The sequence below is a fragment of the Leifsonia sp. KNZ12-8B genome, from assembly GCF_056755495.1.
In genome coordinates this window covers 1-17,438 of record NZ_JBPGXM010000085.1, presented here as the reverse complement: position 1 = coordinate 17,438, position 17,438 = coordinate 1, and the positions used below count along the sequence as shown (strand labels likewise).

The window sequence follows — 17,438 nt, the reverse complement described above, 5'->3', positions numbered from 1 at the left end:
CCCCCCCCCCCCCCCCCCCCCCCCCCCCCCCCCCCCCCCCCCCCCCCCCCCCCCCCCCAACCCCCCCCCCCCCCCCCCCCCCCCCTCCTAATCTCCCGGCCCCGCCCCCCGCCCCCGCGCGACAGGTTCAGGCGAAGATGTGGGGCCAGAGGGAGGCCGCGAGCGGGTAGCCGACGAACGACACGATGTCGATCAGCACGTGCGCGACCACCAGCGGCATCACCCGCCCCCAGCGCGTGTAGCACCAGCCGAACACGACGCCCATGACCGCGTTGCCGATGAACGGCCCGAACCCTTGGTACAGGTGGTAGCTCCCGCGCAGGACGGCAGCGCCGAGGATGATCGGCCACGTCCCCCAGCCGAGCTGGCGCAGCCGGGTGAAGAGGTACCCGACGACGATGACCTCCTCCTGCAGCCCGGCGCGCAGGGCGACCAGGACGAGGACCGGAACCGTCCACCAGTGCGGGTCGAGCGTCGACGCCTGCACGGTGACCGTGATCCCGAGCAGCCGCGTCGCCGCGAAGAAGAGGATGCCGGGCACACCGATGACGGCGACCAGCAGCAGCGCGCGCCCCGCGTCCCTCCCCGGCTCCCGGAGGTCGAGCCCGATGCGGCGGAATCCACTGCGCGCCGGCTCCCAGAGCAGGTACACGACGAGCGCGACCGCGAACAGCGGGAACAGCGCCCCGATGACCTGGTAGACGAAGTCGAAGACCTCGCGGTCCGACTGCGCCGGGTTGATGCTGGTCGTCTGATCCGCCAGCGCCTTCCCGCTGGTGCTGTCCTCGATGATCTGGACGATGGAGTACACCGCGGACCGCCCGAGCGAGAGCCCGAGGACGATGGCGACCTCCCACCACAGCCGGGTCCGGCGGTGCGAGGCCACGGGCGTCTCGGCCGCCCAGGTCAGCGCGCTGCTCATATGTGCATCCTGCCAGCCCGCTGCGCCGTCGCGCTCCGGCGCCGATGCTGCACAGCGTTGCACGTCATCACGCGTGAATGATGAATCCGTTGCGTTCAGCGGAGGTTTTGAGGCGTGAATCAAGCCACCGCGCACGATTCCCGCGACTGAGTTACCGCTGTGTAACGTTTTCCGGCCTTGTTTTGCATTCATTCACAGAGGTACCTAGGGTCATTCTTATCCCGCGCGGCGCAGGGGCTCTCGCACGCCTGTGCTGTCGCACACTTCGCACAGGAGGAACATTGCACATCAAGGGAAGAAGGGCCAGGTACGCGGTCAGCGCCGTCGCCCTCGCCGGCGCCACAGCGCTCGCCCTGTCGGCCTGCACCACGTCCGGCAGCACCGGCGGCTCCACGGCTGCCAAGGGCGGCACCGTGACGGTCGCGGTCGTCAACGACCTCACCTCGCTGAACTCGCAGACCCCCCAGGGCAACCTGGACACCAACGGTCAGGTCGGCTACCTGGACGGCTCGTACGGCTCGGGCTTCCAGTACATCGACGACAACTACAAGATCGTGCACGACGACAGCTACGGCACGTTCGAGAAGACCTCGGACGACCCGCTCACCGTCAAGTACACCCTTCCCAAGGACGCGAAGTGGTCCGACGGCGAGCCGGTCACCGCCGATGACATGGTTCTCGGCTGGGCGATGCAGTCCGGCTACTACGACTCCGCCACCCTCGACGAGGCCAGCGGCGAAGTGAAGTCGGGCACCCAGTACTTCACCCCGGCCGCCGGCACCGCCGGCATCGACCAGACGGAGTACCCCGAGGTCAGCGACGACAACCGCACGATCACCCTGAAGTACGCCAAGCCCTTCGTGGACTGGGAGCTCTTCAACCCGATCGCGCAGCCGGCGCACATCGTGGCCAAGAAGGCGGGCCTCTCGTCGGCCGCCGACCTGACCAAGCTGCTGAAGGGGCTGCCGAAGGGCGACCCGTCGAACCCGCAACCGGCCGACCCGACCCTGAAGAAGGCTGCCGACTTCGTCAACACCGGTTACGACATCACCGCGTTCCCGACCGACAAGGACCTCCTCGTCGCGTCCGGCCCGTTCGTCGTCTCCGGCTGGACCCCCGGTCAGTCGATCACCATGGTGAAGAACAAGTACTACTGGGGCAAGAACAAGGGCAACGTCGACAAGATCGTCTTCCGCATCATCCCCGACGCCAACGCCCAGGTCACCGCTCTCCAGAACGGCGAGGTCGACATCATCAACCCGCAGGCGTCCGCGGACACCCTGACGGCGCTGAAGAACACGAGCGCGAAGGTGCTCACCGGCGACCAGGTCTCGTACGACCACCTCGACCTGAACTTCGGCTCGCCGGTGTTCCAGGACGCGAAGGTCCGTGAGGCGTTCCTCAAGACGATCCCGCGTCAGCAGATCCTCGACTCGATCGTCACCCCGGTGAACCCGAAGGCCAAGGTCCTCGACTCGCAGATCTGGCTCCCCAGCCAGGACGACTATGCGGACGCGGTCAAGGAGAACGGCTCCGACGCCTACAGCAAGGTCGACATCGACGGCGCCAAGGAGCTCCTCGCCGGTGCCACCCCGACCGTGCGCATCCTCTACAACACGAACAACCCGAACCGTGTCGACGAGTTCCAGGCCATCCAGGCCTCGGCCAGCAAGGCCGGCTTCAAGATCGTCGACGCCGGCTCGCCGGACTGGAGCACGCTCCTCCCGGGCGGTGACTACGACGCGTCGCTCTTCGGCTGGATCAGCCCGGGTGCCGGCACCTCGCAGATCCCGCAGCTGTTCACCACCGGTGGCGGCGGCAACTACAACCGCTACAACAACATGAACGACGTCGCGGTGCAGACCCAGACGACCCTCGACAAGGACGAGCTCAACAAGCTCCTCCTGCAGATCGACACGGCCACCTTCAAGGACGGCTACGGCCTGCCGCTGTTCCAGCTGCCGGGTGTCTTCGGTGTCAACGCTCGCGTCGACGGCGTGAAGTACATGGGCAACCAGACGGGCCCGTTCTGGAACTTCTGGGAGTGGTCGGTCAAGTCCGGCTCCTCGAAGTAACAGCTCCGTAGGAGAGAGTGCCCGGGCGAACCCCGGGCACTCTCGCTGCGGCGGGGCGCCGGTTCTCAGCCGGCGCCCCGTATCATGTAGTCGGTGGACGCGATCCGTCCGCCCCTTAGTGAACGCGCCTGGCGGCATCCCCCGCCGCATCCCGTGAGGCGCGTCCTGTCAGTGAAGGTTCTGAACCTATGGCGAGTTTCATCCTGAGACGCCTCCTCGTCTCGGTACTCATCATCATCGCCGCCTCGTTCCTGATGTACATGCTGGTCGCGTACAGCGCCGACCCGCTCCAGGACCTGCGGTCGAGCAATTCCCCCAACAAGACCCAGCTCATCGCCGCGCGCGTGCAGCTGCTCCAGCTGGACGTCGTCCCGCCGCTGCGCTGGCTGCTCTGGCTCGGCGGCGTGGCCAAGTGCCTCATCCCGTTCGCCAACCAGTGCGACCTCGGGTCGACCATCTCGAACGCGAAGGTGGTCGAGATCCTCCCGCAGGCTCTCACCTCCACCATCCAGCTCGTCACCGTCGCCCTGATCCTCGCGATCCTGCTCGGCGTGACGGTCGGCATCGTCACGGCCCTCCGTCAGTACAGCGGACTCGACAACGTCGTCACGTTCCTCAGCTTCTTCCTGTACTCGCTGCCGGCCTTCCTCGTCGCGGTGCTCCTCAAGGAGTTCATCGCGATCGGCTTCAACAACTTCCTGGCGCACCCGATCATCCCGTGGTGGGTGGCGGTGCTGATCGGCGTGGTCGCCGGCCTCATCTGGCAGTCGCTGATCGGCGGCGACATGCGCCGCCGGTCGATCACGTTCGGCGTCTCGGCCGTCGCGACCGCCGGCGTGCTGCTGCTGATGTCGGTGACGGACTGGTTCCTGCACCCGGGTCTCGGCCCGGTGGTGATGGTCCTCCTCATCGCCGCGGCGGTGCTCGGGACGACCGCCCTGATCTCCGGCCTGCAGAACCGCCGGGCACTGATCACGGCCGTCATCAACGGCGCCATCGCCCTGGTGTGCTACTTCGCCCTCCAGCCGCTGTTCGCGGTGTCGACCGTCGCGACGATCGTGATCCTCGCCATCGTCGCCATCATCGTGAGCCTCGCGGTCGGCTTCTTCGTGGGCGGCTACGACCGCGGGCAGAACATGCGGGTCGGCGTGATCGTGACCATCGTGTCCGGCTTCTTCATCATCCTCGACCGCTACATGCAGGCGTGGCCGACGTACTTCGACGACACGAACGGCCGCCCGATCGCGACCGTCGGCTCGTCGACGCCCGGCCTCGAGGGCGACATGTGGGTCACCGGACTCGACACGTTCACGCACCTCGCGCTGCCCACCATCGCGCTGCTGCTGATCTCGTTCGCGTCGTACACCCGCTACTCCCGCGCCGGGATGCTGGAGGTCCTCAACCAGGACTTCATCCGCACCGCGCGCGCCAAGGGCCTGCCGGAGCGCACCGTCATCGTGCGGCACGCGTTCCGCAACATGCTCATCCCCATCACCACTCTGGTCGCCTTCGACGTGGGCGCCCTCCTCGGTGGCGCGATCATCACCGAGAAGGTGTTCGCGATCCCCGGCATGGGCTCCCTGTTCAACGCCGGGCTCTCCCGCGGCGACCTGAACCCCGTGATGGCGTACTTCCTGGTGATCGCGGCGATGGCGATCCTGTTCAACTTCCTCGCCGACCTCGCCTACGCCGCACTCGACCCGAGAGTGAGGGTCCGCTGATGGCCACGACCGAACCCCGTATCGCCGACGAGCTCGAGGCCCCGACCGCACCGCCGGTCAGCCAGGGCAAGCTCATCTGGAAGCGGTTCCTGTCCAACAAGCTGGCCGTCGCCAGCGCGATCCTGTTCATCCTGATCGTGCTGTTCTCGATCTCGGCGATCGGCATCGGCCCGATCCCCGGCTGGTGGAAGTACGGCTTCAAGGAGCTCAACGACCAGGCCGCCCGTGGCGCCCCCAGCTGGGACCACCCGTTCGGCCAGGACCGCATCGGCAAGGACTACTTCGCGCTGACCATGCGCGGCATCCAGAACTCCGTGCTAGTGATGGTCGTCCTCGGCCTCATCGCGAGCGTCGTCGGCGTCGTCGTCGGCGCCATCGCGGGTTACTTCCGCGGCGTGGTGGACGCGATCCTGATGCGCATCACCGACGTGTTCATCGTCATCCCGGCCCTCGTGATCGGCTCGGTCGTCGGGCACATGTACGGCGGCCTCGGCGCGTTCTTCCTGGCGCTCATGCTGGGCTTCTTCTCGTGGATGGGCATCGCGCGTCTCGTGCGCGGCGAGTTCCTGTCGCTGCGCGAGCGGGAGTTCGTGGAGGCGGCGCGCGTCGCCGGCGCCTCCGACATGCGCATCATCTTCAAGCACGTGCTGCCGAACGCCATCGGCGTCGTGATCGTCGCCTCGACGCTGATCATGGCCTCGGCCATCCTGCTCGAGACCGCGCTGTCGTTCCTCGGCTACGGCATCCGGCCGCCGGACGTCTCGCTCGGCCTGCTCATCAGCCAGAACCAGTCGGCGTTCCAGACCCGGCCGTGGCTGTTCTGGTGGCCAGGCGCGTTCATCGTGACGCTCGCGCTGCTCGTCAACTTCGTCGGAGACGGCCTGCGCGACGCCTTCGACCCCCGCCACCGCCGGTTCAACCTGCGCCGCATGCGCGAGCAGGAGCCGGAGGAGGGCGAGGGCGACGACGGCGGCCCGCGCACCGGGGCGGCCCTCGCGGAGGACGTGCTGTGACCTCCCCGTCCGCCGTGCTGCTCCCGGCCTCCCGGGTCCGCCCGGGCTCAGGCCAGGAGCAGGGCGGCGACCGTGCCGGCCGCCAGCACCACCAGCGCGGCCAGCGTCGCGCCGTGCCAGCGCACGGTCACCGGCGTCTGGTCGGCGCGGCCGGCCTCGATCGCGCCGGCGTTCTGCAGGGCCGTCCAGCGGCGGCGGATGACCTCCGCGGCGGCGCCGGACTCGGTGCCCAGCAGGTCGCCGGGGCGGCGCACGGTGTCCTGCACGCTCGGCCGGCCGACCCTGCCCTTGGTCTCGCTGCGGGTCGCCCGCAGCGTGCGGGCCGTGCCGGGCGCGGGAGCCGACCACACCGGGTACTTGGCGCCGGGCACGTAGAGCGTCAGCGCGTACTTGGTGTCGACGTGGATGAGCGCCTCCCACGGGATGCGGATGGTCCGCGACACGTTCACCACCGTGATGGCCTCATCGCCGACCACCAGGAGCGGACGCCACAGCGTCGCCCAGGCCAGGAAGGCGAACAGGGCCACCGGCACGAGGTAGAGCAGGCGGGCGTCGTGGACGCTCAGCGCGAGGCCGACGGCCAGCGCGGCGCACGCCGCCCAGATCAGGATCGCAAGCACCCGGTTGAACCGGGACACGAAGACGTCGCCATCGGCGGAGGGGTCGAGGGGCATGGCTCCATGCTCTCACCCCGGCCACGAGCCGCCCGGCCGATGCGCGCCCGCGAAAGGAACCACGAATCATGACCGCCACCGCTCCCGGTCAGGCCGGCGTCGTCACCGACGCCCCCGTGCTGGAGGTCACCGACCTCTCCGTCGACTTCGGTGTCGACGGCGTCTGGGTGCCCGCCGCCAAGAAGCTCAACTACTCGATCAAGGCGGGCGAGGTGCTCGCCATCGTCGGCGAGTCCGGCTCGGGCAAGAGCGCGAGCTCGATGGCGATCCTCGACCTCCTGCCCACGAACTCCCGCGTCCGCGGCTCGATCAAGCTGGAGGGGCGCGAGCTCACCGGTCTCACGCAGCCGCAGATGCGCCGCGTGCGCGGTGCGCAGGTCGCGGTGATCTTCCAGGAGCCGATGACCGCGCTGAACCCCGTGTACACGGTCGGGTTCCAGATCGTCGAGACGCTGCGCATCCACTTCGGGATGTCGCCGCACGAGGCGAAGGAGCGCGCGCTGGAGCTGCTCGAGATGGTCGAGCTGCCCGACCCGGTGAAGGCGTACAACTCGTACCCGCACCAGCTCTCGGGCGGTCAGCGGCAGCGCGCGATGATCGCGCAGTCCATCTCGTGCGACCCGAAGCTCCTGATCGCCGACGAGCCGACGACCGCGCTCGACGTGACGGTGCAGGCCGAGATCCTGGAGCTGCTGCGCAGCCTCCGCGACCGGCTCGACAGCGCCATCCTGCTGATCACCCACGACATGGGCGTCGTCGCCGACCTGGCCGACAACATCGTCGTGATGCGCAAGGGCGACATCGTGGAGTCCGGCACCGTCGCCGATGTCTTCACGGCGCCGCAGCACCCGTACACGATCGCCCTGCTCGACGCCGTGCCGCACCTCGGCCAGCGCGAGGACGAGGAGATCGACACCACCGCCGCGCTCGCGCTCGGGACGGACGTCGCCGACGCCGAGCTCGCCGAGCGCATCCGCGTGAACGAGCGCCTCGCCCAGGCGGAGCACGAGAAGGCCGAGATGGACCGCCGCCCGGTCGTCGTCGACTTCGAGAAGGTGGCGATCGAGTACCCGAAGCACGGCCGCGTGCCGGCGTTCCGCGCTGCGAGCGACATCGACCTGAAGATCCACGAGGGCGAGGTCGTCGGCCTGGTGGGCGAGTCGGGCTCCGGCAAGACCACGCTGGGCCGCGCCGCGATCGGCCTGCTGCCGATCCACTCCGGCAAGCTCGTCGTCGCGGGGCAGGACATCTCGCACGCGAACCGCGACGAGATCCGCAAGCTGCACCGCAACGTCGGCATCGTCTTCCAGGACCCGTCGTCGTCGCTGAACCCGCGCCTGCAGATCGCCGACTCCATCGGCGAGCCGCTGCGCCTGGCCAAGAAGCTGAAGGGCGCGGAGCTCGCGAAGGAGGTGGACCGCCTCCTCGACAGCGTCGAGCTGCCGCGCGCCTACCGCAGCCGGTTCCCGCACGAGCTCTCCGGCGGCCAGAAGCAGCGCGTCGGCATCGCCAGGGCTCTGTCGCTGCAGCCGCAGGTGCTCATCGCCGACGAGCCGACCTCCGCCCTCGACGTGTCGGTGCAGGCGCGTGTGCTGGAGCTCATGCAGCAGCTGCAGCGGGAGATGAACTTCGCCTGCCTGTTCATCACGCACGACCTCGCGGTCATCGATGTGCTGGCAGACCGCATCGCGGTGATGCACCACGGCCACCTGGTCGAGGTCGGCACCCGTGACGAGATCCTCCGCTACCCGAAGGAGGCGTACACGCAGCGCCTCCTCGCCGCCGTCCCGCTGCCGGACCCCGAGCAGCAGCACGCCCGCCGCGAGCTGCGCCTCCAGCTGCTGGCGGCCGGATCGGACGAGGTCGTGCCCGTCAACGAGGGGCTGCCGCAGGAGCCGGAGCCGCCGGTCGCCCAGGGTCTCTGAGGCTCCCGGCGGGAGGTCGGGGAACGTGCTATAGAATGGGACGTTCCCCTTTTTCCTGACGAGAGTCGAGTCCTCACGCATGTCCGAAAACGCCGTCGCCCACCGGGACGACCTGCGCAACGTCGCGATCGTCGCGCACGTCGACCACGGCAAGACCACGCTGGTCGACGCCATGCTCAAGCAGACCAACTCCTTCGACGCGCACGCGCACGTCGAAGAGCGGGCGATGGACTCGAACGAGCTGGAGCGTGAGAAGGGCATCACGATCCTCGCCAAGAACACGGCGATCTCGTACAACGGCAAGCACGCCGCGAACGGCCCCATCACGATCAACGTGATCGACACCCCCGGCCACGCCGACTTCGGCGGCGAGGTCGAGCGCGGCCTGTCCATGGTCGACGGCGTCGTGCTGCTGGTCGACGCGAGCGAGGGCCCGCTGCCGCAGACCCGCTTCGTGCTGCGCAAGGCGCTGGAGGCGAAGCTCCCGGTCATCCTGGCCGTCAACAAGACCGACCGCGCCGACGCGCGCATCGAGGAGGTCGTGGGCGAGAGCCAGGACCTGCTCCTCGGTCTCGCCAGCGACCTCGCCGACGACGTGCCCGACCTCGACCTCGACGCCATCCTCGACGTGCCGGTCGTCTACGCCTCCGGCCGCGCCGGCGCCGCCAGCCGCAACCGGCCGGCGAACGGCGAGCTGCCGGACAACGACGACCTCGAGCCGCTGTTCGAGGCCATCCTCGAGCACATCCCGGCCCCGTCGTACGACCCGGAGGCGCCGCTGCAGGCGCACGTCACCAACCTCGACGCGTCGCCGTTCCTCGGCCGCCTCGCGCTGCTCCGCATCTTCAACGGCACGCTCAAGAAGGGCCAGACCGTGGCCTGGGTCCGCCACGACGGCGACGTGCACAACGTGCGCGTGACCGAGCTGCTCATGACGAAGGCGCTCGACCGCTACCCGGCCGAGTCCGCCGGCCCCGGCGACATCGTCGCCGTCGCCGGCTTCGCCGACATCATGATCGGCGACACGCTGGCCGACCCGGAGGACGTGCGTCCGCTGCCCGCGATCCACGTGGACGAGCCGGCCATCTCCATGACCATCGGCACCAACACCTCCCCGCTGGTCGGCAAGGTGAAGGGCCACAAGCTCACCGCGCGCATGGTGAAGGACCGGCTCGACCGCGAGCTCATCGGCAACGTGTCGCTGCGCGTGCTCGACATCGGCCGTCCCGACGCGTGGGAGGTGCAGGGCCGCGGCGAGCTGGCGCTGGCCATCCTCGTCGAGCAGATGCGCCGCGAGGGCTACGAGCTGACGGTCGGCAAGCCCCAGGTGGTCACCAAGAAGGTCGACGGCAAGACCTACGAGCCGTACGAGCACCTGACCATCGACGCCCCGGAGGAGTACCTCGGCGCCATCACGCAGCTCCTCGCGGCACGCAAGGGCCGCATGGAGAACATGGCGAACCACGGCACCGGCTGGGTCCGCATGGAGTTCATCGTCCCGTCCCGCGGCCTGATCGGCTTCCGCACCGAGTTCCTCACCACGACCCGCGGCACCGGCATCGCCAACGCGATCTCGCACGGCTACGACGAGTGGGCCGGCGCGATCGTCACCCGCAGCAACGGCTCCATCGTGGCCGACCGCGCGGGCGTCGTGACGCCGTTCGCGATCATCGCCCTGCAGGAGCGGATGACCTTCTTCGTGAACCCCACCGAGGAGGTCTACGAGGGCATGGTGATCGGCGAGAACTCGCGCGCCGACGACATGGACGTGAACATCACCAAGGAGAAGAAGCTCACCAACATGCGCTCCTCCACGGCCGACACGTTCGAGTCGATGACCCCGTCGCGCCAGCTGACGCTCGAGGAGTGCCTGGAGTTCGCCCGCGAGGACGAGTGCGTCGAGGTCACCCCCGAGGCCGTCCGCATCCGCAAGGTCGAGCTCGACGCCACCGCCCGCGGCCGCGCCGCCGCGCGCCTCAAGCGCCAGGACGCGTAACCGCCGGCCCCCAGCCGGCCGGCCGCCGGCCGCCGAGCACAGGAAAAATGCCCCGAATCAGCGCGATTCGGGGCATTTTTCCTGTGCTCGGCGGCTAGCGGGCCGGGTCAGGTGAAGAGGCCGGCTCCGATGTAGGAGCCGTCGCGGGCTCCGGGCGGCACGGCGAAGACGGCAGAGCCCACGTGGCGCAGGTACTCGTTCATGAGGTCGCTCTTGGCGAGACGGGTCTGGATCGGGATGAACTGCGTGCGCGGGTCGCGCTGGAAGGCGATGAAGAACAGGCCGGCGTTCAGCCTCCCGAGCTCGTCGTTGCCGTCCACGAAGTTGTAGCCGCGCCGGAGGAGCTGCGCGCCGTCGTTGCTGGAGGGGTGCGCGAGCCGGACGTGCGAGTCCGGGTCGATCGCGGTCCCGCCGCCCTTCGCGAGCGCGAGGAAGTTCGGCTCGGTGAACTCGGTCCCTCCCGACAGCGGCGCTCCCTCGCCCTTGTCGCGGCCGACGATGCGCTCCTGCTCGCCGAGCTGCTGCCGGTCCCAGGTCTCGATGACCATCCGGATCTTGCGGGCGACCAGGTACGAGCCTCCGGCCATCCAGCCGGCGCCGTCCTTCGCCGCTGCCCACACCTGGTCCTCGACGACGGCGGTGTCCTCGGACTTGATGTTCGCGGTGCCGTCTTTGAAGCCGAACAGGTTGCGCGGCGTCGTCTGGCTGCGCGAGGTGGAGGAGGTGCGCCCGAACCCGAGCTGCGACCAGCGGATCGCCGCCCGCCCGAACGCGATGCGCGACAGGTTGCGGATGGCGTGCACCGCGACCTGCGGGTCCTCGCTGCACGCCTGCACGCACAGGTCGCCGCCGGTGAGCTGCTCGATCAGGGCGTCGCCGGGGAAGTGGGGGAGGTCGACGAGCGCCGCCGGGCGCTGCGACGCGATCCCGAAGCGGTCCCGCCCGTCCGCGGACCGGAACAGGGTCGGGCCGAAGCCGAACGTGAGCGTCAGGCCGCCGGGCGGCAGGTCGAGCGCCTCGCCGGTGTCGTCCGGCGGTACGTCGACCGGGCCGGACGCCGGCCCGTATCTCCCGGCGGGCTTCCCCTGCGTCATGCGGGCGGCCGCGACGGTCCAGTCGCGCAGCAGCTCGATCAGCCCGGCGCGGTCGAGGTCGGCGGCCACGTCGAAGGCGGCGAAGTGGAGGCGGTCCTGCGCCGGCGTCGTGATGCCGGCCTGGTGCTCGCCGTAGAACGGGTACACGGCCGTGGGGGGGGGGGGGGGGCCCGGCCCCCCGCCGGGGGCCGCCGGGCCCGGCCCCCCCCCCCCGCCCCCCCCCCCCCCGCCCGTCCGCCGCGGGCGCCGCCGGGGGCCCGGGCGCGCCGGAGCCGCCCGCGCGGGGACCGCCCGGCGCCCCGGGTGTCGTCGCACCCCGGGCGCTCGGCCGGACGCTCTGCTGTCACGGCGTCTACTTCACGAGGACGGCCGTGACCTGGCTGAGCGGCTCGCTCACGGCGTTGACCTCGTCGGACAGCTGCTTCACCTGGTCGGTGGTGAGCTCGGTGTAGCTCACGTAGCCGTCGCCGCTCTTGTACTGGGCGAGGAGCTTGTCGATTCCGGCGAACTCGGTGTCGAGCTTCTTCACGAGGGCCGCGCCGTCGGCGTCCTTGGCCTTCAGGAGGTCGCGCACCGTCCCGTACGCGACCTCGGCGCCCTCGACGTTGGCGACGAAGTCGGAGAGGTCGGTGTGCGAGAAGATCTCCTCCTCGCCCGAGATCTTGCTGGCGGAGACCTCCTCCATCAGACCGCTGGCGCCGTTGGAGATCTGATCGAGCGTGAGCGTGAAGTCCTTCGCGTACACGAGGTCGTACAGCTTCTGCGTGTCGGCGACGAGCTTGTCCGCCAGCTGCGCGCGTGTGGCGGGGTCGGAGGGGGTGTAGCCCGCCGGCGCCCACAGGTCCTTCTCGATGTGGTGCCAGCCGGTCCAGTCCTGGCCCTGCTCGAGGTCGGCCTCGCGCAGGTCGAGCGCCGGGTCGATGTCGCCGAACTGCTCGGCGGTGGGCTCGATGCGCTCGTAGAAGGCGCGGGCGGAGGCGTACTGCGCACGGGCCGCGTCGTCGTTCCCGGCGGCGTAGGCGGCGGCGAAGTCCTTGGTCGCCGTCAACAGGCTGCCGGTCTGGTCCTTCACGTACGACGTGTAGTTGGTGACCGCCTGGGCGACCTGCTTGGTCTCGCTGGCCGACTGCGCCGTGCCGGAGCCCTTCGTCACGGTGAAGGCCGCGAGCGAGGACGGGCTGCCGACCATGCCCTTCTTGCAGGCGGTGAAGTACGAGCCCTCGGAGAGCTGGACCACGTAGTTGACCGTGGTGCCGGGGCCGATGTTCTCCTTCTCGCCGGCGATGCGCAGCTTGTCCTCGGCGAGCACCTCGAACTCGTTGACGTCGGAGCCCGCGTTCGTCACCTGGAACCTGACCGCCCCGGCCGGCGCAGTCGCGGTGTCGACCGTGCAGGTGGAGTCGTTCAGCGTCACGGCGATGGCCTCGGCCTTCGCGTCGGCGGGCGTGTTCGGGACGCAGCCGGTCAGCGCGGCGGCCAGGGCGGCGGCGCCGGCGATCGTGCCGGCGACCGCGCCGAGCGGGCGGAGTCGGGTCATGGGCGGGCTCTCTCTCGGAAGGGTGCAGGTGGCGTGCAGGGTGGCTGCGGGGGAGCGGCGGTGCTGTTCCCGCCGGTGGCTCAGGAGGCGGTGCTCGTCGCGGCGCGGACCGGTTCGGCCGCCGTGGGCTGCGCGTTCGCCGGGGCGGCCGGTCGCTTGGCCGCCAGGTGCTGGCGGACGTAGAGGGCGCCCACGATCGCGATGTAGCCGATCCACACGCCGACCTGCAGCGCGGTCGGCGACGGGTTGAAGTTGAGGATGCCCGCGAGCAGCGTGCCGTACCAGCTCGACGCCGGGATGATGCCGCTGATGTCGTAAGCGTGCACGTTCGCGCCCGGGATGACGCCGGCCTCCTGGAGGTCGCCGACGCCGTAGGCGAGGACGCCGCCCGCGACGACGATGAGGAAGGCGCCGGTCCAGGCGAAGAACGCCCCGAGGTTCACCTTCACCATCCCGCGGTAGAGCAGGAATCCGAGCACCGCGGCGCTGGCCAGCCCGAGGAGGGCGCCCGCGAACGGCTCCCAGCCGCCGCCGACGCTGGCGACGGTGGCCCAGACGAACAGGGCGGTCTCGATTCCCTCGCGGCCGACGCTCAGCATGGCGAGCAGGACGACGCCCCAGCCCGCGCCGACGAGCACCGCGTCGAGGCGGTTGTGGAGGGTCGACTTCAGCGTCCTGGCGGTCCGGCCCATCCAGAACACCATCCAGGTGACGAAGCCCACCGCGACCAGCGACAGCGTGCCGCCGACGATCTCCTGCGCCTCGAAGCTGAGGCCGTACGGGCCCCAGGTGAGCGCCGCACCGATGCCGAGCGGGACGACGAGGGCGATGCCGACGCCGATCCAGAGCTTCGAGAGCACGTCGCGGCGGCCGACCTTCACGACGTACGCGATGAGGATCGTGACGATCAGCGCCATTTCGAGGCCTTCGCGGAGGCCGATGAGGTAGTTCGCGAGCACGGTGACCTTGCTGGGGTTTGCGGGCGGGGTGGTTCGGTAAGGCTAACCTTACCGGCGTCGAGCTTAGATCAGCCCCGTGAACCTGTCCAGATAGGATGCGAGAATGCTCAGCCGGATCCTGAACGGAGCGCTCCTCGTCCTCGCGGGGGCCGTGATCGGCGGCATCGGCACCGTGGCGCACCAGATCACGGTGGAGTGGGGCATCTCCATCCCGATCGGCCTCATCGGCTCGCTGCTGGCCTACAGCGCGCTCCTCGTCGGGCTGCGGCTGCTCGGCCGCAGCCGCGTCCCCGCCCTGCTCGCCGCGGTCGGCGCGATCGGCGTCATCCTGCTCTTCACGCAGCAGAGCGCGGGAGGCTCGGTGCTCATCCCGAACGACCTCCGCGGCCAGGTCTGGCTGGTGGCGCCCATCCTGATCGCCGCGGTCGTCGTCGCCTGGCCGGACGTGCGAGGGCGTCGGCAGGCGGCCGTTTCGGAATAAGCTAGGAGAGAGCCTCACCGCTCGCCACTCTCCCGAAGGGAACAGAACCACCGTGACCTATGTCATCGCCCTCCCGTGCGTCGATGTGAAGGACCGGGCCTGCATCGACGAATGCCCGGTCGACTGCATCTACGAGGGCGAACGGTCGCTGTACATCCACCCCGACGAGTGCGTCGACTGCGGCGCCTGCGAGCCGGTGTGCCCGGTCGAGGCGATCTACTACGAGGACGACCTGCCCGAGGAGTGGGCGGACTACTACAAGGCCAACGTCGAGTTCTTCGACGACATCGGCTCGCCCGGCGGGGCCGCGAAGGTCGGCGTGATCGCCAAGGACCACCCGCTCGTCGCCGCGCTGCCGCCGCAGGCGCACTGACGTGGCGCTGAAGGAGCTCCCGGACTACCCCTGGGATCTCATGGCGCCGTACGCGGCGCGCGCCCGTGAGCACGAGGACGGCATCGTCGACCTCTCGATCGGCTCGCCGGTCGACCCGACGCCCGACCTGATCCGCGAGGCGCTGGCCGCGGCGACCGACGCGCACGCTTACCCGCAGACGGTCGGCACCCCCGCGCTGCGCGAGGCGATCGTCGACTGGTTCGAGCGCCGCCGCGGCGTGCGTGGGCTGACCGTCGAGAACGTCCTGCCGACCATCGGCTCGAAGGAGCTGGTCGCGTTCCTGCCGTTCCTGCTCGGGCTGGGGGAGGGCGACGTCGTCGTGCACCCGCGGGCCGCCTACCCGACGTACGCGATCGGCGCCGCGATGGCGGGCGCGGAGGCGTTCGCGAGCGACGACCCGGCCGAGTGGCCGGAGAACACCCGCCTCGTGTGGCTGAACAGCCCGGGCAACCCCGACGGTCGCGTCCTCGGTGTGCCGGAGCTGCGCGCCGCCGTCGCGCGTGCCCGCGAGCTGGGCGCCGTGATCGCGGGCGACGAGTGCTACGCCGAGCTGGGCTGGGAGGCGCCCTGGGACGCCGAGCGCGTGCCCAGCATCCTGGACCCCCGCGTCATCGGGCAGAACCGCAGCGACGTGCTCGCGGTCTACTCGCTCAGCAAGCAGTCCAACCTCGCCGGCTACCGCGCCGCGTTCGTCGCGGGCTGCCGCACGTTGATCGCACGCCTCACCAACGTCCGCAAGCACGCCGGGATGATGCTGCCGTCGCCGCTGCAGGCCGCCATGGTGGTGGCGCTCGGCGACGACGCGCACGTGGCCGCGCAGAAGGAGCGCTACCGTGCGCGCCGCGACCTGCTCAAGCCGGCGCTCGAGGCCGCGGGGTTCCGCATCGACCGGAGCGAGGCCGGGCTGTACCTCTGGGCGACGGAGGGGCGCGACGCCTGGGAGAGCATCGGCCGGCTGGCCGGCCTCGGCATCCTCGGCGGACCGGGTCACTTCTACGGCGACGCCTACCCGCAGCACATCCGGCTCTCGCTCACCGCGACGGACGAGCGGGTCGCCGCGGCGGCCTCCCGTCTGCGCGCGTTTGGAGACTCCCTCTAACCGGATCGGGTCTGCTTTGCCCGATGCGACAGTTGCCCGGCGCGTTCGTTAGGCTGTACCAGCACGACTTTCTGAGCGCCGCCACACGATCGGCGGCGAGCAGTCGAAGCTGACCCAGAACCTGGAGGCGTTGTGAGTGGACTCGGCACCGAGACGGCAGCAGCGGAGCCGAACGGCTCCGTCGGCGGTGAGGCGCCCGTCGCCTCGCTGACCTACCCGGGCGGCACGGCCGAATTCCCCATCCTGGAGAGCACCCAGGGCGCGTCGAGCATCGACCTCTCCAGCCTGACCAGGCAGACCGGCCTCACGAGCCTCGACTACGGCTTCGTCAACACGGCCGCAACGCGCTCGGCGATCACCTATATCGACGGCGAGCAGGGCATCCTGCGCTACCGCGGCTATCCGATCGAGCAGATCGCGGAGCACTCGACCTTCCTCGAGGTGGCCTGGCTGCTGATCCACGGCGAGCTGCCGACCCCGGCCGAGCTGGCCGACTTCGACGAGCGCATCCGCCGGCACACCCTCCTCCACGAGGATCTGCGCCGCTTCTTCAGCGCGCTGCCGCACGACGCGCACCCGATGTCGGTGCTCTCGAGCGCGGTGTCGGCGCTGTCGACCTTCTACCAGGACTCGCTGAGCGTGCACGACCCGGAGCAGATCGAGCTCTCGACGATCCGCCTCCTCGCCAAGCTCCCGGTGATCGCGGCGTACGCGCACAAGAAGAGCCTCGGGCAGGCGTTCCTGTACCCGGACAACTCGCTGAGCTTCGTCGACAACTTCCTGCGGCTCAACTTCGGCACCCTCGCCGAGCCGTACGAGGTGAACCCGGTGCTGTCGCGGGCGCTGGAGCGCCTCCTGATCCTCCACGAGGACCACGAGCAGAACGCCTCCACCTCGACGGTCCGCCTGGTCGGCTCGACGCAGGCCAACCTGTTCGCGTCGGTCTCGGCCGGCATCAACGCCCTCTACGGCCCGCTGCACGGCGGCGCGAACGAGGCGGTGCTGCAGATGCTCGCGGGCATCCGCGACTCCGGCGAGAGCGTGCAGAAGTTCGTGGAGCGGGTGAAGAACAAGGAGTCGGGCGTCAAGCTCATGGGCTTCGGGCACCGCGTCTACAAGAACTTCGACCCGCGCGCGAAGCTCGTGAAGCAGTCGGCCGACGAGGTGTTGCAGGCGCTCGGCGTGCACGACCCGCTGCTCGACATCGCGAAGGAGCTGGAGGAGGTCGCGCTCGCCGACCAGTACTTCATCGACCGCAAGCTCTACCCGAACGTCGACTTCTACACGGGCGTCATCTACAAGGCGATGGGCTTCCCGACGCGGATGTTCACCGTCCTGTTCGCCATCGGCCGCCTCCCGGGCTGGATCGCCCACTGGCGCGAGATGATCCAGGACCCGCAGACCAAGATCGGCCGCCCGCAGCAGCTCTACACGGGCAGCGTCGAGCGCGACTGGCCCACCACCCGCTAGCGCGCCGCCCTTTTCGCAAACCGCCGAGTACGCAGACTTTCCGCGTACTCGGCGGTTTTCGCGTGAATTCGCGCGTAC

14 protein-coding genes are annotated in these 17,438 nt (G+C 69.9%); 9 read left to right on the top strand and 5 right to left on the bottom strand.

The window, feature by feature from the left end; translation table 11 throughout:
• Positions 1-127: 127 nt before the first annotated feature.
• Entirely contained in the window at positions 128-922 is a 795-nt protein-coding gene (locus ACR9ZG_RS12770; protein WP_481285222.1) for a CPBP family intramembrane glutamic endopeptidase, read from the bottom strand.
• 281 nt (positions 923-1,203) lie between these two features.
• Here ACR9ZG_RS12770 and ACR9ZG_RS12765 point away from each other — a divergent pair, with 281 nt between their 5' ends.
• The 3 genes from ACR9ZG_RS12765 to ACR9ZG_RS12755 all read left to right on the top strand — a co-directional run bounded on the left by ACR9ZG_RS12765 (position 1,204) and on the right by ACR9ZG_RS12755 (position 5,731).
• Complete coding sequence (locus tag ACR9ZG_RS12765) at positions 1,204-2,997, top strand: ABC transporter family substrate-binding protein (protein WP_481285221.1); 1,794 nt, start codon at positions 1,204-1,206, stop codon at positions 2,995-2,997.
• A gap of 188 nt (positions 2,998-3,185) precedes the next feature.
• Positions 3,186-4,718 (top strand): ABC transporter permease, encoded by a 1,533-nt coding sequence (locus ACR9ZG_RS12760; protein ID WP_481285220.1) that lies wholly within the window; start codon positions 3,186-3,188, stop codon positions 4,716-4,718.
• Positions 4,718-5,731, top strand: coding sequence for an ABC transporter permease (locus tag ACR9ZG_RS12755; RefSeq protein ID WP_481285219.1), 1,014 nt, complete (start codon positions 4,718-4,720; stop codon positions 5,729-5,731). The genes ACR9ZG_RS12760 and ACR9ZG_RS12755 overlap by 1 nt, the downstream gene beginning before the upstream one ends.
• A 47-nt stretch (positions 5,732-5,778) precedes the next feature.
• Here the strand turns inward: ACR9ZG_RS12755 and ACR9ZG_RS12750 are convergent, their stop codons facing one another.
• Positions 5,779-6,405, bottom strand: coding sequence for a PH domain-containing protein (locus ACR9ZG_RS12750; protein ID WP_481285218.1), 627 nt, complete (start codon positions 6,403-6,405; stop codon positions 5,779-5,781).
• 68 nt (positions 6,406-6,473) lie between these two features.
• Here ACR9ZG_RS12750 and ACR9ZG_RS12745 point away from each other — a divergent pair, with 68 nt between their 5' ends.
• Both ACR9ZG_RS12745 and typA read left to right on the top strand, forming a co-directional pair.
• Positions 6,474-8,330, top strand: coding sequence for an ABC transporter ATP-binding protein (locus tag ACR9ZG_RS12745; protein ID WP_481285217.1), 1,857 nt, complete (start codon positions 6,474-6,476; stop codon positions 8,328-8,330).
• Between the two features lie 79 nt (positions 8,331-8,409).
• On the top strand, positions 8,410-10,326 hold the full coding sequence (typA, locus tag ACR9ZG_RS12740) for a translational GTPase TypA (protein ID WP_481285216.1): 1,917 nt from the start codon (positions 8,410-8,412) through the stop codon (positions 10,324-10,326).
• Between the two features lie 107 nt (positions 10,327-10,433).
• Here the strand turns inward: typA and efeB are convergent, their stop codons facing one another.
• From efeB to efeU, 3 genes are all read right to left on the bottom strand, one after another.
• A complete protein-coding gene (gene efeB / locus ACR9ZG_RS12735) occupies positions 10,434-11,735 on the bottom strand; it encodes an iron uptake transporter deferrochelatase/peroxidase subunit (protein WP_481285215.1) in 1,302 nt (433 codons plus the stop codon).
• Between the two features lie 37 nt (positions 11,736-11,772).
• Complete coding sequence (gene efeO, locus ACR9ZG_RS12730; RefSeq protein ID WP_481285214.1) at positions 11,773-12,957, bottom strand: iron uptake system protein EfeO; 1,185 nt, start codon at positions 12,955-12,957, stop codon at positions 11,773-11,775.
• 80 nt (positions 12,958-13,037) lie between these two features.
• Positions 13,038-13,916 carry an iron uptake transporter permease EfeU gene (efeU, locus tag ACR9ZG_RS12725; RefSeq protein WP_481285213.1) on the bottom strand — a complete coding sequence of 293 codons (879 nt, stop codon included), beginning with the start codon at positions 13,914-13,916 and terminating at the stop codon, positions 13,038-13,040.
• A gap of 103 nt (positions 13,917-14,019) precedes the next feature.
• On the opposite strand from efeU, the gene ACR9ZG_RS12720 reads away from it, so the two are divergent.
• From ACR9ZG_RS12720 to ACR9ZG_RS12705, 4 genes are all read left to right on the top strand, one after another.
• The gene (locus tag ACR9ZG_RS12720; protein WP_481285212.1) at positions 14,020-14,397 is read left to right on the top strand and encodes a hypothetical protein; all 378 of its coding nucleotides are present in this window, start codon (positions 14,020-14,022) and stop codon (positions 14,395-14,397) included.
• A gap of 52 nt (positions 14,398-14,449) precedes the next feature.
• Positions 14,450-14,770 (top strand): ferredoxin, encoded by a 321-nt coding sequence (gene fdxA, locus ACR9ZG_RS12715; RefSeq protein ID WP_301212476.1) that lies wholly within the window; start codon positions 14,450-14,452, stop codon positions 14,768-14,770.
• 1 nt (position 14,771) lies between these two features.
• A complete protein-coding gene (dapC, locus tag ACR9ZG_RS12710) occupies positions 14,772-15,890 on the top strand; it encodes a succinyldiaminopimelate transaminase (protein WP_481285211.1) in 1,119 nt (372 codons plus the stop codon).
• A 132-nt stretch (positions 15,891-16,022) separates the two neighbouring features.
• Positions 16,023-17,360 (top strand): citrate synthase, encoded by a 1,338-nt coding sequence (locus tag ACR9ZG_RS12705; protein ID WP_481285210.1) that lies wholly within the window; start codon positions 16,023-16,025, stop codon positions 17,358-17,360.
• The last annotated feature ends 78 nt before the right edge of the window (positions 17,361-17,438 follow it).

Coding starts and splice junctions, on each gene's coding strand:
- ACR9ZG_RS12770 (WP_481285222.1), bottom strand. CDS start 922: ATGAGCAGCGCGCTGACCTGGGCGGCCGAGACGCCCGTGGCCTCGCAC.
- efeO (WP_481285214.1), bottom strand. CDS start 12,957: ATGACCCGACTCCGCCCGCTCGGCGCGGTCGCCGGCACGATCGCCGGC.
- ACR9ZG_RS12755 (WP_481285219.1), top strand. CDS start 4,718: ATGGCCACGACCGAACCCCGTATCGCCGACGAGCTCGAGGCCCCGACC.
- typA (WP_481285216.1), top strand. CDS start 8,410: ATGTCCGAAAACGCCGTCGCCCACCGGGACGACCTGCGCAACGTCGCG.
- ACR9ZG_RS12745 (WP_481285217.1), top strand. CDS start 6,474: ATGACCGCCACCGCTCCCGGTCAGGCCGGCGTCGTCACCGACGCCCCC.
- ACR9ZG_RS12720 (WP_481285212.1), top strand. CDS start 14,020: ATGCTCAGCCGGATCCTGAACGGAGCGCTCCTCGTCCTCGCGGGGGCC.
- ACR9ZG_RS12760 (WP_481285220.1), top strand. CDS start 3,186: ATGGCGAGTTTCATCCTGAGACGCCTCCTCGTCTCGGTACTCATCATC.
- ACR9ZG_RS12750 (WP_481285218.1), bottom strand. CDS start 6,405: ATGCCCCTCGACCCCTCCGCCGATGGCGACGTCTTCGTGTCCCGGTTC.